This is a genomic window from Xanthomonas sp. WHRI 7945, from assembly GCF_035026585.1.
On the sequence record NZ_JAYIQP010000011.1, the window covers coordinates 23,912 to 42,038 of the forward strand.

Below are 18,127 nucleotides of genomic sequence, written 5' to 3' on the forward strand. Positions count from 1 at the left end.
CTACAAGGTCTCTGCGGTCGCAGATATGCGCGTGCTACCAGCGATACGCGACCGATACCTGGTACTGGCGCCCGGCGATCGGGCGGCCCATGAACACGCCGCCGGTGGCCGCGCCCGGCACGCGCACGTTGCCCTCGGTCAGGCCCAGTTCGTCGGTCACGTTGCTGCCGCTGGCGGTGAACTCCCAATGGTCGCCGGCATGCAGGCTGGCGCCGACATCGATCATGTCGTAGGAGGGCAGGCGCTGGCTGTTGGCCAGGTCGGCGAAGCGCTCGCCGACGTAGGAGTAGGTGGCGAACAGGCGCAGGTCGCCGAACGGCAGCGCCCAGTAATAGCTCGGGGTCAGCCGGAACTGGCGCTTGGGCTGGCGCATCACCTGGTTGCCGGTGAACTCGCGGTAGTTGCGGTATTTGGCGTCCAGCCACACCCCGGTGCCGGCCAGTTCGAAGCCGCCGAACGGACGGATCGCGCCTTCCACTTCCAGGCCGTAGGCGCGCGAATCGCCGACCGTAGTGAAGTTGCTGCCGTTGGACAGGAACGCCTGGAACGGCGAGTTCTTGAAGGTGTTGTAGAACGCCGTCAGGTACAGGTCGTAGGCGGTCGCGCCGGACTTCAGGCCCAGCTCGTACTGGTCGACCTCCTGCACCTTGGTCTGCCCGTCGCGCAGGTTGTCGAAGCCGGGGAACTTGACCCCGGAGTTGACCCGCGCGAACAGGCTGTTGTGCTCGTCGAGCTTGAAGTTCAGGCCCGCGGTCCACGACAGCGCGTCGTCGTCCTGATCGATGCGCCGCGCGCTCGGCAGCGAGATCGAAGTGGCGTTGTCGTACAGCGTGGCGGGATTGCCGTCCAGGTCCACGGTGGCGGTGTCGTGCACCGTGCCGGTGACGCTCTGGCGCTCGTAACGCACGCCCAGGTCCAGGCGCAGGCGCTCGTCCAGCTCCCATTCGTCGGCCACGAACACGGCGGTGTTCTCGCCGTCGTAGTGCGCACGCAGGGCGAAGAAGGCGGTGCTGGTGAAGCCCTCGCGGGTCGGCTGGCGGCCGTCGGCCAGGTCCACGTCGATGCGCCGCGCGTGGTTCTGCGCGGTCAGCAGCATGGTGTTGCCGAGGTACCAGGTGTCGTTGGAGGAATACTTGGCGTAGTAGCTGCCCACGGTCAGCGTGTTGCCGGCGAACAGTTCGCGGCTCAGGCGCAGGTCGTTGGTGAAGGAGTTCAGGCGCTTGTCCACCGACCACCAGCCGGCTTCCAGCACCTGCTGGTCCGGATCGACCGCGCCGCCGCCGTTGGTGTAGCGGGCGCTGCCGGCGCTGCCGTAGCCGGCGATGAAGTCGCCCAGGCGCTGCGGCGCATCGCCGGTGAACAGCGCATAGGTCGGCGCGGTGCCGCCCATCACGTTGAAGCGGTCGGCGATGGTCCAGTCGCCGACCTGCCAGTTCAGTTCGCCGCCGAACACGTCGATGTTGACGCCGCGGCCATCGGCCAGGTCGCGCTGCACGGTCTCGCCATTCGGGCCGACCGGCAGCCTGACGTTGCGGAAATCGTTGCTGAGCAGGGTGCCGGTCTGCGCGTTGAGGCCGGGGAAGCTGGACAGGTCGCCGCCGTTGTTGCGCGAGCGCAGCGGGATCGCGGTGTAGAAGGCGTTGTTGTCGTCGGTGTGGCGGGCGTAGAACGACACCTCGCCGCTGTCCCAGCGCTTGCTCAGCGTGGCGCTGAACTGGCCGCCCTTGTCGGCGGAGAACTGCGGGTCGCGCACGCCGTCGGTCTCGCGGAAGAAACCGCCGATGCTGTAGTACCAGCCGTTGCCCATCGGCCCGCTGTTGAACAGGTCGATGCGGCGCAGGGCGTCGCTGCCGCCGGTCAGGCGCACGCTGCCTTCCGGCTCGTCCTGGCCCTTCTTCTGGATGAAGTTGGCGGTGATGCCGGCCTGGCCGTTGGAGAAGATCGGGCTGGAACCGCCGCGCAGCACTTCCAGGCGCTCGACGGTGTCGTCGGTGCGGAACAGCGTGGAGTTCTCCAGGAACGACAGCGTCGGCGGCGGGAACAGCGGCGCGCCGTCGAGCTGGAAGGTGACGAACGGCGCATCGCCTTCCGACGGCATGCCGCGCACGAAGATGTTGGCGCCGGTGCCGCCGCCGCTGGGTTCGGCCCACACGCCCGGCACGATCTTCAGCAGGTCGGCGCTGCTCTGCGGCACCGCCTGCTGGATCTGTTCGGGCGTGGCGGTGGTGATCGAGAAGCTGGCGTCGCGCTTGCGCAGGCCCTTGAAGCGCGCGGTGCCGCTGACCACGACGGTATCCAGGGTGGTGGCGTCGGCTTGCGTGGTGGACGCGGCCGGCGTGTCGGCGGTCTGCGCCCAGGCCGGCGGCGCGAGCAGGACGGCGGCGACGGACAGCGGCAGCAGGCGGCGGTGCAATGCAGGTTTCATGAAGAATCTCTCCTTTCTTCATCCGGAACGGTGTGCCGGCGTTCGCGATCCGCGTGCGTTGCACGGCGGCGTGGGTCGGCCGGCACGGCGCGAGCGGGGGCTGCGCGCCGCGCTCTTTGTAACGCCGTTGCGCGTCGAGGCCATTGTGCAGCGCGGTATCGGGGTCGATTGCGTGATGGGCTGCGCAGGCTGGCGGCTGTCGCCGCAGGGCGCGTGCAATGCGGTCCGCAATCCGCAATCCGCAATCCGCAATCCGCGATGCCATGTCGTGGCGCCGCTTTGGCGGCCCGGGTCAGCGTTCGCGGCGGGCTGCCGGTGCCGCATATCGCAACCGATCACGCGAGGCCGCCGCACGCGTTCCGCAGCGCGGTGGCCGTGCATCGTTGCGACGGTTGGGTTGGGCGTGGCTGCAAGCGTCGGCCTGCCCTGGTGCCGCCAAAAAAGAGGCCGCCCGAAGGCGGCCTCCACTGACGCGGGGGAGAGGAGCCGCGTCAGAAGAACAGGCGCACGCCGAAGGAGGCGTTGCGGCCGGGCAGCATCACGTCGTCCTTCAGGAACGAGGTGTGCACGCGCGCGTCCTGGTCGGTGAGGTTGTTGCCGTCCAGGAACACTTCCCACGCGGTGGCGCCGGCATCGACGTGATAGGCCAGGTGCGCATCGACCAGCGTGTAGCCGGCGGTCGGGGTCTCGTCGACCGCCACCTTGTCCTGCTTCTGGTAGCGGGTGGCGCCAAGCGAGGCGCGCCAGTTGCTGGCGTCCCAGCGCAGCTGCGCGCCGTAGCGTGCCGGCGCGATGCGCGGCAGGTTGCCGCCGTCCTTCAGCCGCGCACGCACGGTGTCGCCGAACACGCGCAGGTCCCAGGCGCCGCTGTCGTTGTCGGCCAGGTGGAAGGTGGCCTCGCCCTCGAAGCCGTGGAATACCGCGTCGGCCTGTGTCCACTGGCGGATCGGCAGGAAGTCGTTGTCTTCCTCGTGGAACCACTGCTCGCCGGTGTCGACGATGTAGATGAAGTCGTTGTAGCGGTTGTAGTACGCCGAGACCTTGGCATCCACCCAGTCGTTCTTGAAGTTCAGCCCAAGCTCGGCCTGGTTGGCCTTCTCGGTCTTGAGGTCGGCGTCGCCGATCTCGTAGGCGAGGGTGGCGATGTGCGGGCCGTCGGCGAACAGCTCTTCCTCGGCCGGCGCGCGCTCGGCGTGGTCGAGGTTGGCGGTCAGGCGCCACTGCTCGTTGAAGCGGAAGCCGCCGCTGAGCGAGAAGCTCTTCGGGGTGAAATCGCGGTCCACGCCGATCTCGGTTTCGTACTTGGTCTTGTCCACGCGCGCGCCGACCTCGGCGCTGACCCGTTCCCAGTTGTTGCGGGCCACGGCGAACACGCCGATGGCGCGGGTGTCGGTCTTCGGCACGAACGCTTCCTCGCCGATCGCCTGGAAGGTGGAATCGGTGCCCTGCACGCCGAACGCGGTCTGCCAGCCGCCGCCGAAAGTGAAGGACGCCTCGACGCGGCCCTCGTTGGCGCGCTTGTCGAACACCGTGCCCACTTCCGCGCCTTCGAACTCGGTATGGTTGTAGTCGGTATGGCCGAAGCTGTAGCGCAGCGCGCTGCCGTCGCCCCACGGATCGGTCAGCCCGCCCTTGAGCTCGTAGCGGTCCTGGTGCAGGCGCAGCGACACGCCGCGCTCGCCGGCGGCCGGATCGCCGGGCTCGCCCGGGTTGCCGTAGTTGTCGCGGAAGCGCGAGGCCGACACGCCGACGAAGCCCCAGTCGCCGGCCAGCGAGGCGCCGATCGAGCCGACCTTGGAATCGAGGAAGGAATTGACCTGGCGCCCCTGCGGGGTGCCGTAGTCGTTCTGGTTGCGGTACACGCCGTCGGCATGGATCGACAGGCCGCTGCCGTTGCCGGCGTCGACGCGGAACATGTCGGTGTTGCCGTCCTTGTCGCCGCCCTCGAAACGCACCTCGGCGCGGCCGTGCACGCCGTCGACCGGGGTCTCGGCGATGCGTCCGTCGACCACGTTGACCACGCCGCCGATCGCGCCGGAGCCGTACAGCAGGGTGGACGGCCCCTTCAGCACTTCGATCTGGTCGGCCAGGAACGATTCCACCGCCGGCGAATGGTCCTGGCTGACGGTGGACACGTCCTGGGTCGACAGGCCGTCGCTGAGCACCGCCACGCGCGGGCCGTCCAGGCCGCGGATGATCGGCCGGCCGACGCCGGGGCCGAAGTTGGAACTCTGCACGCCCGGCAGGCTGGCCACGGTCTCGCCGATGCTGGCGCCGCGGTTCTCGTCCAGGCGCTCGCCGGCCAGGACCTCCACCGGTTGGCTCAGGTCGCCGACCACATCGCGCAGCGGACTGGCGGTGACCACCACCGCGTCCAGGTCCTTCACGTGGCGGTCGTGCTTGCCGCCGTCGGCGTGGCGGCTGTCGCTGGCCGGCGGCGTGGCGTCGGTGTCGGCGGCGGGCGCATCGGCGGCCAGGGCCAGGACCGGGGCGAGCAGGCTGCCCAGTGCCAGGGACAGTGCGGTGCGACGGAGCGAGCGGGGGCGGGAGCAGGACATTAGGTATACCGAGTAGGGGGGAAGGCATTGCCAGGCGGGCGCAGGCGCTCGCGTTCGCCACAGGGCGGCGACAGGCACGAAAATGCGGAAGCATGGCGACGCTGGTCGCCGGCCGGGTAATGTTATATTATTCTATAACGCAATCACCACTGTGCTGGAAGTCATGTCGCCTACCTCCAATCTGCGCGCCTTGCTCGATCGCCTCGGCGCCACCGGTTCGCTGCTGTGCGCGGTGCATTGCGCGTTGTTGCCGCTGGCGCTGGCGGTGCTGCCGTCGCTGGGCCTGTCGGTGTGGCTGGGCGACGGCGTGGAGCGCACGCTGGTGCTGTTCGTGACCTGCCTGGGCCTGTTCAGCCTGGTCCTGGGCTACCGCCGGCACCGTGCCTGGCAGGCGTTGGGGCTGCTGCTGGTCGGCCTGCTGTCGCTGTGGGCCGGCATGCTGGTGCCGGCGCTGCACCACGCGGTGGCGCCGCATGCGGCGATCATGACCTTCGGCGGCACGCTGGTCGGGCTTTCGCACCTGCTCAACCTGCGGCTCAACCACGGCCACGTGCACGACGCCAGCTGCGCCCACTGAGCGCACGTGGTAGGCTTGCCGGCCTTGCGCGAGGGCGCTGACCGCGTTGGCCTCGCCAAACCCGTGCACCGCGCGGGGATTTCGCACACACATTCAGGAGTCGATGAGCATGGGTAAGGGTGACCGCAAGACCGCCAAGGGCAAGCGCTATAACGCCAGTTATGGCAATTCGCGCTTGCACAACGTGAGCAAGGTGGCCGTGGGCGCAGCTGCGCCGGTCGCCAAGAAGTCGGTGGTCAAGACCCCGGCGGCGAAGAAGGCCGTGGCCAAGAAGACGGTCGCCAAGGCCGGCTGAGCCTGGGCTCCAGTCCAGCGGTACGAGAAGAACGCGGCGCTTGCGCCGCGTTTTTTTTGCCTGCGCGATGGACGCGACTGCGTCGCGCGGCGCGATGTGGGCTCAGCGCGGCGGATCGTCCTCGCCGGGAACGCCGGCCAGGTCGGCGGTCGGCGGCGTTGGTTCTGGTTCTGGTTCTGGTGCGCGTTCGGCCACGGCCGGCGCCGCCAGCAACTGCTCGGCCAGGCCGCGATAGATCGGCGTGCGGCAGACCAGCGCCGAAGCGCCGCGCGCGATCAGCACCGTGGCCAGGATCGGCAGCAGCATGTCGCTGCTGTCGGTGAGTTCCAGCGAGATCACCGCCGAGGTCAGTGGCGCCTGGGTGACGCCGGTCAGGTAGGCGCACATGCCGAGCAGCACGAAGGTGCGCGGGTCCACGTCCGGCATCAGCACCGCCAGGTTGTGGCCCAGGCCGGCGCCGACCGCCAGTGCCGGCGAGAACAGCCCGCCGGGGATGCCGGCCACGTACGACGCCAGGTTCGCCAGCAGCTTCATCAGCCCGAATTCGTGGCCGACGCTGGCGTGGCCCTGCACCAGGCTGCGCGCCTGGTCATAGCCGGTGCCGAACGCGCCGGCACCGAACGCCAGGCCCAGCGCGACCAGCGCCAGGCCGCACAGCGCGGCCAGCAGCACCGGGTGGCGGCGGCGCAGCGCGCCCAGCCAGCGCGGCTTGCCGGCGACGGTGGCCAGCACCATGCGGCTGAACGCGCCGCCGAGCAGGCCGGCGACCACGCCGCACAGTACGATCGCCAGCCACGCCCGGCCCAGCGGCAGCGCCGCCGACACCTTGCCGAAATAGGTGTAGTTGCCGAGCAGGCCCAGCGAGATCACGCCGCCGACGATCACCGCGGTCAGCAGCGTGCCGGAGAAGCGGTGCTCGAAGCGCCCACTCAGCTCCTCGATCGCGAACACCACCCCGGCCAGCGGCGTGTTGAACGCCGCGGCGATGCCGGCGGCGCCGCCGGCGAGCAGGAAATGCGAGGCCTGGCGCGGATCGCGGAAGCCGAACCAGCGCCCGAGCACGTACATCAGGCTGGCGCCGACGTGCACGGTCGGCCCTTCGCGCCCGACCGAGGCACCGCCGAGCAGGGCCAGCGTGGTCAGCAGCAGCTTGCCGGCGGACACGCGCAGCGACAGGTTGTCCTGCCGGAACGCATCGTCGGGCCGCTCCAGCGCGGCGATCACCTGCGGGATGCCGCTGCCGCGGGTGGGACGCAGCACGCCGTTGGTCAGCCAGGCGAGCAGCGCGAACACGCTCGGCGTGAGCAGCAGCGCCCACCACGGCGAGTGCGCGATGATGCGCTGGAACAGGTGGAAGGCCGCGTCGCTGGCCTTGGCGAACACGATCGCGACCAGCGCGACCGCGACCGCGCCGCCCCACAGCACCGCGCGCTGTTTCCAGCTCTCGTGCGAGAGCAGCGGGTGCAGGCGTTGGCGCATGCGCGGCGGTGGCACGGGATCGGGCGACTGCATGTGCGGATTGTCGCATGCGTCGATGGCGCGGGCTCGGCGCCGCATCCATCCGTCATGCCCGACACGGTTCGCATGCGGCGCGATGCGCTGGGGCCGCGTCCTCGCATGCCGTGCACCCGGGCGCAGCGAAAAGTGGCGCGACGGCGCAGCGCGGCCTTGGAAGCAGTTTGCGCGTGCTTGCCCGCCGACGGCGGCACGGCCGCAGTGCGATGGGCCGCGCTCTGCCCGCAGCGACGATTGCGTGCGATGCGCAACGCGGTCGTGACGGCTAGATGGCACCGTTCCCGTCTGCACATGGCCAGCCATGCCGGGGGATGTCGCTCGCCGCTGCCACCGCTACGTCCCGCCGTCGCGGTGGCGACGGCACCCGGCAGCGCACGTTGCAGGCACGCTAGGCTGTATCCGGCTATCCGGCTATCCGGATTCCAACGAGCCGTGCCGCGACCGCTGCGCTCAGCGCAACGCCGGCAGCAGCGCCTGCGGATCGCCGTCGTTGGGTGCGGCGGGAATTCCCAGCAGTCTGGTCAGCAGCGGATACACGTCGACGTTGTCGAACGGCGCCAGCGTCGCGCCCTGGCGGAATGCCGGACCGCGGGCGATGAACACCGCGCGCATCGATGGCAGCGCCGGATCGTAGCCGTGCGAACCGCGCAGGCCGGTGCGCGGCTTCTCCGCGGCGCGCTCGGCCGGCAGCGCGTCCCAGCCCTCGTGCATCTGGCACACGATCGGCGGGACGCGCGGATGGCTGCCGTAGTGCCAGCGCGCCGGCAGCTCGGCCTTGCGCCAGCAGTCGTACTGCGGATGCGCGCCGAGCAGCCTGGCCTCGACCTTGGCCTCCTGGCCGGGCCGCGGCGCGATGCCGATCGACTGGCCATAGCTGACCACCTCGGCCTCCTGCATCGACACCATGTCCTCGATGATGACCACCTGCTGCGCCGGCACCGTCGCCATGCCGTGGTCGGACACCACCACCAGGTTGGTGCGCTGCAGCTGCCCGCGCTGCGCCAGACCGTCGAGCAGGCGGCCGATCGCGGCGTCGACCTGCTCGATCGCCTGCGCGTACTGCGCCGATTGCGGACCGAAGTCGTGGCCGGCCCCGTCGACCTGCTCGAAGTACAGGGTCAGCAACTGCGGGCGCGGTGCGCCGCGATCGTCGAGCCAGCCCAGCGCCTGGTCGACCCGCGCGTTCGGCGCGACCTGTTCGTCGAAGGCGTGGCCGCGGCTCGGGCGCACCCCCTGGATCGTCGCCTCGCCGCCCGGCCAGGCCCAATTCGCCGCGGGCAGGCCGGCCTTCTCGGCGCCGACCCAGATCGGTTCGCCGCCCCACCAGCGGCCGTCGCCGACCGCGTCGCGGTCGCTGACCCGGAACGTGCCCAGTAGCGGGTCGCGCATGCTGTTGTGGACGATGCCGTGGTGGTCCGGGCGCAGCCCGGTGACGAGGGTGTAGTGGTTGGGAAAGGTCAGCGATGGATACGACGGCGTCATCCATTGCGCGCGCACGCCCTCGCGGGCCAGGCGGCTCAGGTTCGGCGTGATGCCGCGATCGAGCATGTCCGCGCGCAGGCCGTCGATCGAGATCAGCACCAGCAATGGCGGCTGTGTCGCCGCGCTGGACGCGGCCTGCGGCGCAACGGCGGCAATGCCGGGAGAGGAAGAAGGGGTGGAGGCGCAAGCGCCGAGCAGCAGCGCCGCGCAGGCGCCTGCCAGTCGTAGGGCGAGGGAAGTCATCGGCGCATGATAAAGCGCGCGCGGTGACGCGGCGAAGACATGCGCGGCGGACACGGATGGTTGCGCACGCACTGCGGCGCACGTCGTCAAGCATCGGGCGCAGGTGGTGAAGCGCCGTCGCTCTGGCGACTGACCGCTTTAGCCCCTCTTCCCCCGGGAGAGGGGTTGGGGTGAGGGTACGTCGGCACGGATAGCCTGGCGCACCCGAACATCCAAGGCTTCGCCGTACCCTCATCCGCCCCTTCGGGGCACCTTCTCCCGAGGGGAGAAGGGAGTGGCCAGCGTGCGCGGCGAGGTCGCTGACGATGCCGGCGTGGCGAGGCTGCTTTAGCCCCTCTCCCCCCGGGAGAGGGGTTGGGGTGAGGGTACGTCGGCATGGATAGCTTGGCGCACCCGAACATCCAAGGCTTCGCCGTACCCTCATCCGCCCCTGCGGGGCACCTTCTCCCGGCGGGAGAAGGGATGCCAGCGCTGGCATTCAGTCGAACAGCGGCGCCGTCGCGCCGTGCGCCGCTGTCGCCCCGCGCCGCTCCAGCGCCAGCAGTGCGGCCTTGGTCGGCAGGCCGCCGCCGAAGCCGGTCAGGGTGCCGTTGGCGCCGATCACGCGGTGGCACGGCAGCACGATCGGCAGCGGGTTGCGGCCGTTGGCGGCACCGACCGCGCGTACCGCGCGCGGCTGCGCGATGTGCTGCGCCAGCTGCGCGTAGCTCCAGGTCGCGCCGAACGGGATGTCGGCCAGCGCCTGCCATACGCGGCACTGGAAGGCGGTGCCGCGCGGCGCCAGCGGCAGGTCGAACGTGTCGCGCTCGCCAGCGAAATAGGCCAGCAGCTGTTCGCGCGCCTCGCGCACCGGCGCCGCGTCGCGGATCCAGTCGGCACGGCCGCGCGCGTCGTAGCGGTTCTCCGGGAACAGGATGTGGCGCACGCCGTCGTCGCCGACGGCCACGGTCAGTTCGCCGATCGGGGTGGCGAAGGCGTCGTAGTACAGGCGGTGCTCAGTCATGGGAAGTCTCCTCGGGTGGATCGCCGGCCAGGTGCCAGAGCTGCAGGACGGCGTAGGCGCGCCATGGTCGCCAGGCCTGCGCGCGGGCCTCGGTGGCGCGTTCGCTCAGGCGCGCGCCGTCGGCGCCGAGCACGCGTTGCAGGACCAGGTCGCCGGCCGGGAATGCGTCGGGCTGGCCGAGCGCGCGCAGGGCGATGTAGTGCGCGGTCCAGGCGCCGATGCCGGGCAGGGCGGTGGCGCGTTCGACGAACTCGGACAGGCGCTGGCCGGCACGGAAATGCAGGCGTCCGGCCACCACCGCCGCGGCCAGCGCGCGGAGCGTTGCGGCGCGCGACCGCGGCAGGCCGATCGCTTCCAGCGGCGCGTCCAGCAGTTCCTGCGGCGCCGGGAACGCGCGGTCCAGGCCGGGCGCCTGGCCGGGCCGCTGTGCACCGTGGCGCTCGACCAGGCGCGCGGCCAGGGTCGCCGCGCCGGCCACGCTGACCTGCTGGCCGAGCACCGCGCGCACCGCCACCTCGAAGCCGTCCCAGCCGCCGGGCACGCGCAGTCCCGGGCGCCGCGCGATCGCGCGCGCCAGCAGCGGTTCGGCGGCCAGCGTGGCATGCACCGCGCGCAGGTCGGCGTCCAGGTCGAAGATGCGGCGCACCCGGCGCACGATGTCCGGGATCGCGCGCGGGTCGGCCGCGGCGATCCGCAGGCGCAGTTCGTGGCGCTGCGGATCGGCCTCGACCCGGATCCGGGTCGAGGCCTCGAGCGGGCCGAGCACGCGCTCGTAGCTGGCTTCGCCGATGCGCTCGATGCCGGGGATCGCGCGCTTGCGCAGGAACGCCAGCATGGCCCGGAAATCCAGCGGCGGGCGGTAGCCCAGGCGCAGCACCAGATCGCCGCCCGGCACCTCGGCGCGCTGCTTGCGGATCGCCGAGGGCGGCATGCCGCAGCCTTCCAGGAACGCGGCGTTGAAGCGGCGCAGGCTGTTGAAGCCGGCCGCCAGCGCCACCTGGGTGATCGGCAGCGCGGTCTCGGTCAGCAATTGCTTGGCCAGCAGCAGGCGCCGTGTCGCGTGCACCGCGGCCGGCGTAGCGCCGAGCTGGGCGACGAACACCCGCTGCAACTGGCGCGCGCTGAGTCCGACGTCGCTGGCGAGGCGTTCGACGCCGGCGTCCTGCAGCGCGCCCTCGGCAATGAGCGCCAGCGCGCGTCGCACCGATTCCTCGCCCAGATGCTGCTGCGCTTCCGGCGACAGCTCCGGCCGGCAGCGCAGGCACGGCCGATAGCCGGCCGCGGCCGCGGCGGCGGCGCTGGGGTAGTAGCGCACGTTGCTGCGTTTGGGGGCCGGCGCCGGGCATACCGGCCGGCAATAGATGCCGGTGCTGCGCACCGCGGTGAAGAACACGCCGTCGAAGCGCGCGTCGCGGGCCTGGCGGGCGCGGTCGTAGAGGGCGTGGTCGGCGGTCGCTGCGTAGGTCATGGCGCCAGTCTAGTCCGCCCCGGCGGAGCGGACTCGCCGTTTTCGGACATGGATGGTCGGCATGGATGCGGCGGCCACGCCTGCGCCGCGACCGCAGGCAGAGCCGGTTTAGGCGCAGTTGGGAAGCGGATGCGCATCGGCACTAGACTAGGACCGCGCGCTCCCGGGTGCGCCGTCTCTCCACTGCGGATCCCGTCGCTTGCCTTTCCCGTCCAAAACCTGGTGGTTGTCGCTGTGCTGCGCTGGCCTGTTGTCGTGCCAGCAGGGCGCGCCGTCCGCCGGCAGGACCGTGGCCGACAGCCCGCCCGGCGACGGCGAGCACATGGTCTCGGTCGGCGCGCCGCCGCCCGCGCCCGCGCGGGCGCCCGCCGCCACGCCCAAGCCCGACGCCGCCAAGCCCGATGTCGCCAAGCCCGACGGCGGCGCTTGGGACGAGGCGGCCCTGGAGAACGGCGAGGCCTTCGTCAGCTGCGACACCGACTACGCGGCCGAGGCCGGCGACGGCGAGCCGCTGGCCGGGCTGGACCGGCCGACGCTCGAGGCGGCGCTGGCGCCATGCCGCGAGCGCGGCCTGCTGCGGGTGCGCTACGAAGGCAAGATCAACGCCGGCTTCGCCGCCATGGTGCAGCGCCTGGCCGAGGTCGCCACCCACGTGGGCATCGGCAAGCGCGTGCTGGACCTGGATTCCAGCGGCGGCCAGGTCGAGGCCGCGATCCGCGCCGGCGATGCGATCGGCGAATCCGGCTGGACCATCTGGGTGCGCGAAGGCTCGATCTGCCACAGCGCCTGCGTATTCGTGCTCGCCGCCGGCGACAACCGGCTGATCTCCGGCAAGGTCGGCATCCACCGCATGATGCGGATCAGTTCCACCGCGACCTCGCGCGCCGAACTCAACCGCGAGTTGCAGGAGGTCTACGGCAACGTCAAGGACTACCTGGAGCGCAACGGCGTGGCGGTGTCGGTGGCCGACCTGATGATGACCGTGCCCAACCGCAGCCTGCGCCTGCTCAGCAACGACGAACTCAAGCAGTACGGGCTGGACGGGACCAACGCGGTGCAGGACGACCTGGAGCGGATCAAGCAGCTGCGCAAGTGCGGCGACGACTTCCTGCGCCGCAAGGACGCGTTCCTGATCGCGTTCGACCACGAGTGCAAGGCCAAGGGCGTGGACCTGGAGACGCTGACTGCCTGCGGCCAGGCCCTCAAGCAGCGCTTCGGCTTCCCCGACCAGGCCTGCCCGGCGGAGAGCCCGCTGTCGGAAATCGACGTGGCCACGCTGCCGCTGGCCTCGCCCGGCGCCTGAACGTCGGCTGCGCACGCGCGCCGCTGCGCTGCGGTGTTCACGCCCCCGGCACCGCGGCGGCGCTAGCGTCCGCGCCATCCACTTCGGGAGCGTGCAGATGGCAGTCGGAACCAAGCTGATGGTGCGGCTGTACCTGCCGCCGGCGTTGCTGGTGCTGGGCGGTTTCCTGGTCGCCGAACTGCTGCTGCACTTCGCCAGCGGCGCGTATGCGCAGCCGCTGGCGCGCACCGCCTCGCTGCTGAGCCTGGCCGGCCTGCTGGGCGGTACCGGGTGGGCGCTATGGGCGAGCTGGCGCGCCTGGCACCGGCAGCGCTACGCGGTGCCGGTGAGCGCGGCCGCGCCGGGCGAGGAGCCGTGAGCGCTCCTGCGCCGGCGCGCGCGGCCGGCGTAGACTGCGGCCCCCGCCGCTGCCACGCCGCCTGAGCGATGCCCACCCCGATGCCCTTGTCGACCCGCCTGCTGGCGCCGCTGCTGTATGCGGCGGCATTCGCCGTAGCCGCGCAACCCGCTGCCCAGTCCGCTGCCCCGCAGCCTGCCGCTGCCCAGCCCGCCGCCGCCGCGCAGTCCGCCGTCTCGCCGCCTGCGGCCACCCAACCTGCCGCGTCCAAGCCGGCCGCGTCCAGGCCTGCTGCGCCCCCGGCGCCGGGACCGCTGTCCAAGCAGGATGCGCAGATGGCGCAGGCAGGGCTGCGCGCCGCGCAACTGGTCGATGCCGGACGCAGCGGCGAGCTGTGGGACGGCGCATCGGCGGTGGCGAAGAAGGCGGTCGCGCGCGAGGCTTTCGTGCGCCAGGTCGATGCGGACCGCGCACGGCTCGGCGCGCTGCTCGGCCGCGGCGTGGCCAGCGTTGCGCGGGTGCGCTACGCGGCGGGCTCGCAGGTGCCGCCCGGGGTCTACGTCAACATCAGTTTCCCCAGCCGCTTCGCCAACGCGCCGCAGCCGGTGCGCGAACTGGTCTCGCTGCGCCTGGACGACGACAAGACCTGGCGCCTGGTCGGCTACCACGTCGGCCCGCCGAACTGAATCGGCCGCGTCCGCCGTTCGCTGCTTCCGCCACTGCCCGAGGTCTCCATGAGTATCGAAATCCGCATGCTGGCCTGGGCGATCCTGCTCGGGATCGTGCAGCTGTTGCTGGCCGCCGCGTTCGTCACCGCACAGCGCGGCATGAAGTGGAATGCCAGCGCGCGCGACGCGCCGCAAACGCCGCCGGCCGGCGTGGCCGGGCGCCTGGACCGCGCGCTGCGCAACTTCCTGGAGACCTTTCCGTTCTTCGCCGCCGCGGCGGTGGCGGTGGTGGCGATGGACAGGGGCAGTGCGCACACCGCGCTGGCGGCGCAGCTGTATTTCTGGGCGCGGCTGGTCTACGTGCCGCTGTATGCGGCGGGCGTGCCGTATGTGCGCAGCCTGGTGTGGGCGGTGTCGCTGTGGGCGACCCTGCAACTGGTGTGGGCGCTGCTGTGAGGCCGCGCGAGCGGCGTTGCGCGCGGCCATGCGCCGCGGCCGCACCGCAGCGGATGCGCGAGGCGTTGCGCTGCGACCGTTTGCCGCAGCGCTGATCCAGATCAATGCCGCGCCGCGCGGCGGGTTTATGCTGGCCGCGTCCGATACGGGAAGCGCAGCAATGCATGTGGATATCGCCATCGTCGGTGCCGGCCCGGCCGGCCTGTGTTTCGCCCGCTCGCTCGCCGGCAGCGGGCTGTCGCTGGCGCTGATCGAGCCGCAGCCGCGAGCGGCCCTGGCCGAGGCCGCCTTCGATGGCCGCGAGATCGCGCTGACCCACGCCTCGCGCACGCTGCTGGAACAACTGGACTTGTGGTCGCGGATCGATCCCGATGCGATCTCGCCGCTGCGCGATGCGCGGGTGATGAACGGTTCCTCGCCGTTCGCGCTGACCTTCGCCGCGAGCCAGCGCGACCGCGGCGACCTGGGCTGGCTGGTGCCCAACCACCTGATCCGCCGCGCCGCATTCGACGCGGTGCAGGCGCAGCCGGGCCTGACGCTGCTCGACGGGGTCTCGGTACAGGCGCTGCATTGCGACGACAACCAGTCCACGCTGCGCCTGTCCGATGGCCGGACGCTGCGCGCGCGCCTGGTGGTCGCGGCCGACAGCCGTTTCTCCAGCACCCGGCGCATGCGTGGCATCGGCGCGCAGATGCGCGATTTCGGCCGCAGCATGCTGGTGTGCCGGGTCAGCCACGAGCGCCCGCACCAGCACACCGCCTGGGAGTGGTTCGGCTACGGCCAGACGCTGGCGCTGCTGCCGCTGCGCGGCAACCAGGCCTCGGCGGTGCTGACCCTGGCGCCGGAGCGCGCGCAGGCGCTGATGCAGATGGACGCAGCGGCGTTGGGCGCGGAGATCAGCGCACGCTTCGAGCACCGGCTCGGCGCGATGACGCCGCTGGTGCGGCCGCAGGTCTATCCGCTGGTCGCGGTGTACGCGCAGCGTTTCGTCGGCAAGCGTTATGCGTTGATCGGCGACGCCGCGGTGGGCATGCATCCGGTGACCGCGCACGGCTTCAACTTCGGCCTGCAGAGCCAGGCGCGGCTGGCGCGCGCGCTGCACGCGGCGGTGGCGCAGGGCGGCGACATCGCCGCACCGGCCTTGCTGGCCGGCTACGAGCGCGGCCACCGCCTGGCCACGCGGCCGCTGTACGAGGCGACCAACGCGATCGCCGCGCTGTACACCGACGACCGCCTGCCGGCGCGCGCGCTGCGCAACGCGGCATTGCGCGTGGCCGACCGGGTGGCGCCGTTCAAGCGCGCGATCGCCGCGCACCTGACCCAGCGCGGTGCGGTGGGCGCGCGTTGAAGGCGGGGCGCGCGCAGGACTCAGGAGAAGGTAAAAGGTAGCTCGTCGCGCGGCGAGTGACAGCGACAGCAGCGCCGCCGGGTTGGCGCTGCCATGTGCGCTCTTTCTCGTCCGCCTGCACACACCACTGTAGGAGCGGCTTCAGCCGCGACGGGCTTTCTCGGGAAGGCCTGTCGCGGCTGAAGCCGCTCCTACAAAAAGCCAACGGCGCCCAGATGCGGGAATCACCCCATCATTTGGCGCACCGATGCCAGCGGTCTGTGGATTGGCGAAGCACTGTAGGAGCGACTTCAGTCGCGACGGGCTCTACCGGGAAGGCGCGTCGCGACTGAAGTCGCTCCCACAAGATGCGATTGCCCGAATGGGGGCGAGAACCCGCTAGCGCTATGGCGTGCGAGCGAGGCGGCGTTCCTCAGCCCCGGCGATGAGGCAGGCGAGGGCCGCCTGCACGTCGCCCGAGCGCTGCGCGGCCTCGATCGGCGCGATGGCCCAGTCGCAGCCGGCGCGGCGCAGGTGCAGGCGCCAGTCGCCGCGCCAGCCGTCCAGGTCGTCCAGGCCCAGGGCGATCGCGCCGCCGCCTTCGGCATGCCCGCCGCGGATGGATTGCGACAGCCAGAACGGCCGCGCCGCCTCGGGGTCGATCGACAGACCGTACACGTCGTGCAGCGGGTCGTCCGCCGACGGCGCGATGTTGCGCGCGCCGATGTCGATCAGCATGCCGCGGCCGCCCTGTGCGGCGGCCGGGAACGCGCCGTGCAGGCCGCGCCGCCTGCGTTCATGCCTTGCCGATCACCCGGATCTGCACGTCGTCCAGCGCGACCACCTGGCCCGCGTGGATCTTGCAGGCCTTGCGCAGCTCGACTTCGCCGTCCACGCGGACCTGGCCTTCGCTGATGACGGTCTTGGCCGCGCCGCCGCTGTCGCACACGCCGGTCAGTTTCAACAGGTGCTTGAGTTCGACGTAGTCGCTTTCTAACTGGAGATCGATGGTCTGCATTGGGGGGCGCTGTTCGGAAATCGGCGCTCATTGTCGGTCATTCGCGGGAGAAACGCTCGGACTTCGCGCCGCGGCGGGCGTTGCGGACGCTCTGCGTGCGCCGCAAGCCAGCGGCTGCGGCACTCACTCGCGCTGAAAACGCTCGGCTTCGTCGAGCAGCAGGCTGGCCTTGCGCAGGCTCGATCCTCCCAGGCTGTCGTCGACGATCCGTTTCAGCCGTGGACGGCCCGGATGCCGCGACCAGCGATAGAACCCCACGCTGAGCGCGATGCCCGCCACGCCCACGCCGAGCCCGATCCACACCATCGCCGCCGCCCTCGCCAGCAGGTCGATGCCGGCCAGCGCGCCAAGCACCATCAGCACCGGCACCCACAGCAGCCACCACGACAGCCCGCAGACCAGGCCACTGCCGACATACCAGCGGCGGGTGTGCGCGATCTTGCGCTGGATCTCCAGCACCGGCGCGCCGTAGTCGATGCGCAACAGCCGGCCCAGCACGATGCCGGCCATGGCCACGGCGAGCACGCCGTAGGCATGCACCGCCACGCCGGCGGCGATCAGGTGCGCCGGCAGCGCGCCGCCCCGGCTCCACAGCAGGCCGGCCAGGGCGATGCAGCACAGCCCGAACGGCAGCTGCAGGAGTTGGCCCCACAGCAGCGGGCGCAGGCTGCCGCGCACGCGCTGCAGGTTGTGCTGCAGCAGCAACTGCACCTGCAGGCGGTCGTGGCGCTGCAGGCGCAGGTCCAGCGCCTGCCAGGCGTGTTTCAGTTCGTCGGGATGCATGGCTCGGGTCCTGTGTGGTGGGTCAGAGTTCGTCGCGGAGGCGCTGCTTGAGGCGGCCGATCTTGGTGGAGACGTTGCTTTCGCCGATGCCCAGGATCTCGGCGATCTCGCGCTGCGGGCGATCGTCCAGGTACAGCAGCGCCAGCGCCCGCTCCAGCGGCGGCAGCTGCGCGATGAAGCGGTACAGCGCCTGCACCTGGCGCTCGCGCTCCGGGTCGGCCGCGTGCGGGTCGGCGATGTCCAGGTCCTGCAGCGGCAGCGCCTGGCGGTGCGCGCGGCTGCGCCCGCGCAGGTCGCCGATCGCCACGTTCAGCGCGATCCGGTACAGCCAGGTGGGGAACGGCCGTTGCCGGTCGTAGCGCGGGAAGGCCCGCCAGGCCTGCGTGGCGATCTCCTGGATCAGGTCGGCGCGGTCGTCCGGGTGCCGGCAATAGCTGCCGGCCACCTTCGCCGCAATGCCGCGGTGCGCCTGGAACAGCGTGGCGAAGTCGGCCGGGGGCGGTGCGGCGGGGGCGGGAGCGTCGGGCATGGGGCGGGTCGCGAAGGGGTCTGGAAGGTGGTTCGCGGCAGGGCGGGATTTCTCACGCCTGAACGGCTCCGTTCACCTGGTTTCGACATGCGGCCCGCCAAGGCGCACAATGTGCTTCTTTGCGCCTGCCGGTTCTCTGC

17 protein-coding genes are annotated in these 18,127 nt (G+C 71.4%); 7 read left to right on the forward strand and 10 right to left on the reverse strand.

Annotation, left to right across the window (positions count from 1 at the left end; all coding sequences use genetic code 11):
- Positions 1-34: 34 nt before the first annotated feature.
- Together VDQ83_RS10665 and VDQ83_RS10670 are read right to left on the reverse strand one after the other, a co-directional pair.
- Positions 35-2,425, reverse strand: coding sequence for a TonB-dependent receptor (locus VDQ83_RS10665; protein WP_455434904.1), 2,391 nt, complete (start codon positions 2,423-2,425; stop codon positions 35-37).
- A gap of 491 nt (positions 2,426-2,916) precedes the next feature.
- On the reverse strand, positions 2,917-4,983 hold the full coding sequence (locus tag VDQ83_RS10670; RefSeq protein WP_455434905.1) for a TonB-dependent receptor: 2,067 nt from the start codon (positions 4,981-4,983) through the stop codon (positions 2,917-2,919).
- A gap of 163 nt (positions 4,984-5,146) precedes the next feature.
- Here VDQ83_RS10670 and VDQ83_RS10675 point away from each other — a divergent pair, with 163 nt between their 5' ends.
- Together VDQ83_RS10675 and VDQ83_RS10680 are read left to right on the forward strand one after the other, a co-directional pair.
- Positions 5,147-5,560, forward strand: a complete 414-nt coding sequence (locus tag VDQ83_RS10675; protein ID WP_263395109.1) for a MerC domain-containing protein — start codon at positions 5,147-5,149, stop codon at positions 5,558-5,560.
- A gap of 109 nt (positions 5,561-5,669) precedes the next feature.
- Complete coding sequence (locus VDQ83_RS10680; protein ID WP_263395108.1) at positions 5,670-5,855, forward strand: 30S ribosomal protein THX; 186 nt, start codon at positions 5,670-5,672, stop codon at positions 5,853-5,855.
- A gap of 102 nt (positions 5,856-5,957) precedes the next feature.
- On the opposite strand, the gene VDQ83_RS10685 is transcribed toward VDQ83_RS10680, so the two are convergent.
- The 4 genes from VDQ83_RS10685 to VDQ83_RS10700 form a co-directional block, all read right to left on the reverse strand.
- The gene (locus tag VDQ83_RS10685; RefSeq protein ID WP_455434906.1) at positions 5,958-7,367 is read right to left on the reverse strand and encodes a chloride channel protein; all 1,410 of its coding nucleotides are present in this window, start codon (positions 7,365-7,367) and stop codon (positions 5,958-5,960) included.
- 453 nt (positions 7,368-7,820) lie between these two features.
- On the reverse strand, positions 7,821-9,095 hold the full coding sequence (locus VDQ83_RS10690) for an alkaline phosphatase family protein (protein WP_455434907.1): 1,275 nt from the start codon (positions 9,093-9,095) through the stop codon (positions 7,821-7,823).
- 478 nt (positions 9,096-9,573) lie between these two features.
- Positions 9,574-10,098 (reverse strand): methylated-DNA--[protein]-cysteine S-methyltransferase, encoded by a 525-nt coding sequence (locus VDQ83_RS10695; RefSeq protein ID WP_309917641.1) that lies wholly within the window; start codon positions 10,096-10,098, stop codon positions 9,574-9,576.
- A complete protein-coding gene (locus VDQ83_RS10700) occupies positions 10,091-11,566 on the reverse strand; it encodes an AlkA N-terminal domain-containing protein (protein ID WP_455434908.1) in 1,476 nt (491 codons plus the stop codon). Before VDQ83_RS10700 ends, VDQ83_RS10695 begins: the two co-directional genes overlap by 8 nt.
- Before the next feature lie 199 nt (positions 11,567-11,765).
- Between VDQ83_RS10700 and VDQ83_RS10705 the strand changes: the two genes are divergently transcribed.
- The 5 genes from VDQ83_RS10705 to ubiM all read left to right on the forward strand — a co-directional run bounded on the left by VDQ83_RS10705 (position 11,766) and on the right by ubiM (position 15,678).
- Positions 11,766-12,869 (forward strand): hypothetical protein, encoded by a 1,104-nt coding sequence (locus VDQ83_RS10705; protein WP_455434909.1) that lies wholly within the window; start codon positions 11,766-11,768, stop codon positions 12,867-12,869.
- Between the two features lie 97 nt (positions 12,870-12,966).
- Positions 12,967-13,227: a hypothetical protein gene (locus VDQ83_RS10710; RefSeq protein WP_263395103.1), complete on the forward strand. Its 261-nt coding sequence runs from the start codon at positions 12,967-12,969 to the stop codon at positions 13,225-13,227.
- An 80-nt stretch (positions 13,228-13,307) separates the two neighbouring features.
- Positions 13,308-13,892 carry a DUF4019 domain-containing protein gene (locus VDQ83_RS10715; RefSeq protein WP_455434910.1) on the forward strand — a complete coding sequence of 195 codons (585 nt, stop codon included), beginning with the start codon at positions 13,308-13,310 and terminating at the stop codon, positions 13,890-13,892.
- A 48-nt stretch (positions 13,893-13,940) separates the two neighbouring features.
- On the forward strand, positions 13,941-14,330 hold the full coding sequence (locus tag VDQ83_RS10720) for an MAPEG family protein (protein WP_455434911.1): 390 nt from the start codon (positions 13,941-13,943) through the stop codon (positions 14,328-14,330).
- A gap of 160 nt (positions 14,331-14,490) precedes the next feature.
- Entirely contained in the window at positions 14,491-15,678 is a 1,188-nt protein-coding gene (gene ubiM, locus VDQ83_RS10725) for a 5-demethoxyubiquinol-8 5-hydroxylase UbiM (RefSeq protein WP_455434912.1), read from the forward strand.
- Between the two features lie 384 nt (positions 15,679-16,062).
- Here ubiM and VDQ83_RS10730 read toward each other — a convergent pair whose 3' ends face one another.
- From VDQ83_RS10730 to VDQ83_RS10745, 4 genes are all read right to left on the reverse strand, one after another.
- Positions 16,063-16,395, reverse strand: coding sequence for a hypothetical protein (locus VDQ83_RS10730; protein ID WP_455434913.1), 333 nt, complete (start codon positions 16,393-16,395; stop codon positions 16,063-16,065).
- Positions 16,396-16,453: 58 nt separating this feature from the next.
- The gene (locus tag VDQ83_RS10735; RefSeq protein WP_263395098.1) at positions 16,454-16,675 is read right to left on the reverse strand and encodes an RNA-binding S4 domain-containing protein; all 222 of its coding nucleotides are present in this window, start codon (positions 16,673-16,675) and stop codon (positions 16,454-16,456) included.
- 123 nt (positions 16,676-16,798) lie between these two features.
- A complete protein-coding gene (locus VDQ83_RS10740) occupies positions 16,799-17,458 on the reverse strand; it encodes a serine/threonine protein kinase (protein WP_455434914.1) in 660 nt (219 codons plus the stop codon).
- A 22-nt stretch (positions 17,459-17,480) separates the two neighbouring features.
- Positions 17,481-17,987, reverse strand: coding sequence for an RNA polymerase sigma factor (locus tag VDQ83_RS10745; RefSeq protein WP_263395096.1), 507 nt, complete (start codon positions 17,985-17,987; stop codon positions 17,481-17,483).
- Positions 17,988-18,127 lie beyond the last annotated feature (140 nt).